At 62.6% G+C, this 4,187-nt stretch carries 4 protein-coding genes; 2 read left to right on the top strand and 2 right to left on the bottom strand.

The genetic code is table 11. The annotated features are described in order from the left end of the window. Both Y708_RS22305 and Y708_RS0101920 read right to left on the bottom strand, forming a co-directional pair. The coding region (locus tag Y708_RS22305) for a DNA-formamidopyrimidine glycosylase family protein (RefSeq protein WP_343212944.1) at positions 1-326 on the bottom strand (326 nt) is incomplete at its 3' end. Further along, a complete protein-coding gene (locus tag Y708_RS0101920; protein ID WP_028278606.1) occupies positions 326-799 on the bottom strand; it encodes a ribose-5-phosphate isomerase in 474 nt (157 codons plus the stop codon). The genes Y708_RS0101920 and Y708_RS22305, both read right to left, overlap by 1 nt. 179 nt (positions 800-978) lie before the next feature. Between Y708_RS0101920 and pepN the strand changes: the two genes are divergently transcribed. After that, entirely contained in the window at positions 979-3,531 is a 2,553-nt protein-coding gene (gene pepN / locus Y708_RS0101915) for an aminopeptidase N (protein WP_028278605.1), read from the top strand. A gap of 151 nt (positions 3,532-3,682) precedes the next feature. After that, positions 3,683-4,165, top strand: coding sequence for an OsmC family protein (locus Y708_RS0101910; RefSeq protein WP_028278604.1), 483 nt, complete (start codon positions 3,683-3,685; stop codon positions 4,163-4,165). Positions 4,166-4,187 lie beyond the last annotated feature (22 nt).

The raw sequence follows: 4,187 nt of genomic DNA, 5'->3' as shown, positions 1-4,187 counted from the left end.
GCATACACAGACCCGCCTTCCTGACCCGGAACTTCCCGCTCCCCTACCCGCCGTGGAGCGCCGATGCTGGAGGCTCCGGTGAAAGAACTGTCCCCGCCGAAGTTCCAGGCGCCGTAGAGGCCAAGGTGCACCCGGAGTATCAGCTCGTTGTCAAAGGCAAGGAACAGCTGCTTGCCGTGGGCGCGGGCTGCGGTGAGCACCTGCCTGTCCAGCCGCTCAGCGCCCGCAGCGAACCGTCCCTGCGGGCTGCCGACGCGCAGCCGGGCACCACCGAACACTGACTCGAACTGGCGTGCCAGCCGGTGAATCGAGTGACCCTCGGGCACTACTGAAGGATCTCGCCGGTGGACTCGTAAACGGCAATCTTGCTGATGCGGCGCAGATGGCGCTCTGCATTGCTGAACGGCTCCGCGAGGAACGCTTCAATGATTTCCGTGGCTTCCTCCACGGAGTGCTGGCGGCCACCTACGGCGATGACGTTGGCATCATTGTGTTCGCGCGCCAGCTTTGCCGTTCCGACGTTCCAGGCAAGCGCGGCACGGACACCCTTGACCTTGTTCGCCGCAATCTGTTCGCCGTTACCGGACCCGCCAAGAACTATGCCCAGAGCCTCCGCGCCTTCCAGTTGATCGTCAACAACGGCAACCGCCGCATTGATGCAGAAAGCCGGGTAGTCGTCTTCGGCGTCGTATGCCGCGGGACCATGGTCGATGACTTCGAAGCCCTTGCCGCTGAGGTGGCTGATCAGGTGGGCGCTGAGCTCCATGCCTGCATGGTCGGTGGCGATATGAACGCGCATAGGTGTGTCCGTTTCGGCGAAGGGATTGTGCTTCGATCAAGGGTACTGGCTGGGCGGGAGTTCGCGCAGTTCGCTAGTAAGGTGGATCACACCGCTCACGAACTAGCGGCATCGTATGTGTATCTTTCCCGCTACGTCCATCAATACGTTCCCCCACTGGAGGCATCACTTTGCCAGGTATGAACCTGACGCGGGATGAAGCGCGCCACCGCGCGGCAACCGTCAGCGTCCACAGCTATCACGTCAACCTTGACCTCACCCGCGGAGAAGAAGTCTTCGGTGCCACCACCGTCGTCTCCTTCGACGCCGAGCAGGGCAGCTCCACCTTCATCGACGCTGTGACGAGCGCCGTCCATCGCGTGACCTTGAACGGTGTTGACCTCGACCCCGCACAGGTCTCGGACGGCATCAGAATCCAGCTGGAGAACCTGGCCGTATCCAACGAGCTGGTGGTTGAGTCCGACATGCTGTACATGAACACCGGCGAGGGTCTGCACCGCTTTGTGGATCCGGTGGACAACGAGGTCTACCTGTACACGCAGTTCGAGGTCCCCGACTCGCGGCGCGTGTTCGCCGTCTTTGAGCAGCCGGATCTTAAGGCCGCCTTCCACTTCACCATCACCGCGCCGTCGCACTGGGATGTTATCTCCAACTCTCCAACGCCTGAGCCGGTCGACGCGGGTTCCGCGCAGGACGGCGCCGCAAAGTCCACCTGGGCGTTTGAGCCCACACCCCGGCTGTCCTCCTACGTCACAGCACTCATCGCCGGCCCTTACCAGGCCGTGCGCAGCGAGCTGACCAGTTCGGACGGCCGGACCATCCCGCTGGGCGTGTTTGCCCGCAAGTCGCTGATGCAGCACCTCGACGCCGACAATGTCTTTGACCTCACCCGCAAGGGCTTTGAGTTCTTCGAGAAGCAGTTCGGGACGCCGTATCCCTTCGCAAAGTACGACCAGCTCTTTGTACCGGAATTCAACGCCGGAGCCATGGAGAACGCCGGCGCCGTGACGTTCCTGGAGAGTTATGTGTTCCGCTCCCGGGTCACCGACGCCACGGTGGAACGCAGGGCCATCACCATCCTGCACGAGCTCGCCCATATGTGGTTTGGCGACCTGGTCACCATGCGCTGGTGGAATGACCTTTGGCTCAATGAGTCCTTTGCGGAGTTTATGTCCACGCTTGCCCTCGCTGAGGCAACCGAATTCAAGCAGTCCTGGACCACGTTCGCATCGCTGGAGAAAGCATGGGCGTACCGGCAGGATCAGCTGCCCTCCACTCATCCGATTGTGGCCCCCATCAACGACCTTGAGGATGTCCAGGTCAACTTCGACGGCATCACCTACGCCAAGGGTGCTTCCGTCCTCAAGCAGCTTGTTGCCTGGGTGGGCCAGGAGGAGTTCATGGCCGGCGTACGCGAGTACTTTGGCAAGCACGCCTGGGGCAATACCGAGCTGCCGGACCTGCTGTCGGAACTGGAGAAGGCCAGCGGCCGCGACCTCACGGAGTGGTCCGCCCAGTGGCTCGAGACGGCAGGCGTCAACACTCTGCGCCCGGAGCTCCAAACCACCGACGACGGCGGCATCACCTCGTTCGCCGTCCTTCAGTCCGCCGTCGCGGACTACCCGACCATCCGTGCGCATCGGCTCGCCATCGGGTTCTACAACCTGTCCGACGCCGGTCGGCTTGAGCGAACGCACCGGGTGGAGCTCGATGTCGCTGGAGAACGCACCGACGTTACCGAGCTGAGCGGACTCGCGCGCCCCGATCTGATCCTGCTGAACGACGACGATCTGGCGTATGCCAAGATCCGCCTCGACGAAGTCTCCCTCCACACCGCAACCCGTCATTTGAAGGACTTCAGCGACTCGCTCCCCCGGACCCTGGTGTGGGCATCGGCGTGGGATGCCGCCCGGGACGGTGAAACCCCTGCCCGAAACTATGTGGAACTGATCCTGCAGAACATCGGATACGAATCCGACTCCTCCGTTGTGCTGGTGCTGCTGCGCCAGCTCGCATCAACTCTGGCGTTCTACGTCAATCCGGAGGACCGAAAGGCTATGTCCGTTGCAGCGGCCGACAGTCTCCAGGCGCTGGCGCAGAGTGCCGGGCGCGGCTCCGATTCGCAGCTGCAGTTCGTGAAGGCGTTCGCCGCCCATGCGCAGACAGGTCCGCAGCTGGGTTTGGTGGAATCAATCCTCGACGGATCCGCTGTCCCGGACGGACTCGAAGTGGACGCCGACCTGCGGTGGGAGCTGATCACGTCCCTCATTGTCGGCGGACGTATGGGTCAAGCGGACATCGACGCTGAGCTGGAGCGGGACGCCACAGCCACCGGTCAGCTCGCCGCGGCCCAGGCCACGGCAGCCCTCCCCACCGCTGAAGGCAAAGCCAACGCCTGGCATGCCATCGTCGAGTCCTCCAACATGCCCAACGCCGCCCAGCGCTCCGCAATCGCGGGGTTCACCCGGGTCCATGACACAACGCTCCTTGAGCTCTATGCGGACAAGTACTTTGCCGCAGCCAAGCAGGTGTGGAATGAGCGGACGCATGAGATTGCCCAGCAGATCATCGTGGGTCTTTACCCGACCAGACTGACCACCCAGAGCACCGTGGATGCAACGGATGCTTTCCTGGACACCCTTGGTTCCGACAATGCTTCGCTGAAGCGACTCACGCTGGAAAACAAGGACGGCATCGTGCGGGCGTTGAGGGCGCAGGCAGTAGACAAGTAGTGGTTTTCGGGGTCCGGTGGAAGCGGTGGCATGAACCGGCGCAACGATCCCCGCCTTTTCCAACGAGGACGGGTTTCAACGCTGCAACGTCACGGACGCGGACACAAGTACGTCGCCCGCCGGGGGGCAGCCCGGGTGTAGTTTGAGAACCATGAACCTGTCTGAGCACCACTACCGGGTAGATGTCAAGTGGACCGGCAACCGCGGCGATGGAACACGCCGGTACCGCGGATACGGGCGCGAGCACGAGGTATCGGCGGAGGGTCCCCCGATGATCCTTGGCACCGCCGATCCCACTTTCCACGGCAGCGCCGAACGGTGGAATCCTGAGCAGCTGTTCCTGGCCGCGCTGTCGCAGTGCCACATGCTGTCCTACATGCATATGGCTGTGAAGAACGGCATCGTGGTGACCGCGTACGAGGATTCGGCTGAGGGAACCATGCGCCTGAATCCGGATGGCAGCGGCGAGTTTGTCAGCGTCACGCTCAGACCGCACGTCACGATCGACGGTTCGCTGCACAAGTACACAGCACAGTCCATTCATCGGCAGGCAGCAGCGGCGTGTTTCATCGCCAGGTCAGTAAACTTTCCCGTCAACCACGAGCCAGTGGTGGTGACGGACGGAACAACCTAAAGCCGAAGTCACCCCTGCTGGC

This window comes from Arthrobacter sp. H5, from assembly GCF_000520595.1.
Classification (GTDB): domain Bacteria; phylum Actinomycetota; class Actinomycetes; order Actinomycetales; family Micrococcaceae; genus Arthrobacter_D.
Note: the sequence above shows the minus strand (reverse complement) of the source record. Positions and strands in the feature narration are given on the sequence as shown.

Coding starts and splice junctions, on each gene's coding strand:
- Y708_RS0101920 (WP_028278606.1), bottom strand. CDS start 799: ATGCGCGTTCATATCGCCACCGACCATGCAGGCATGGAGCTCAGCGCC.
- pepN (WP_028278605.1), top strand. CDS start 979: ATGAACCTGACGCGGGATGAAGCGCGCCACCGCGCGGCAACCGTCAGC.
- Y708_RS0101910 (WP_028278604.1), top strand. CDS start 3,683: ATGAACCTGTCTGAGCACCACTACCGGGTAGATGTCAAGTGGACCGGC.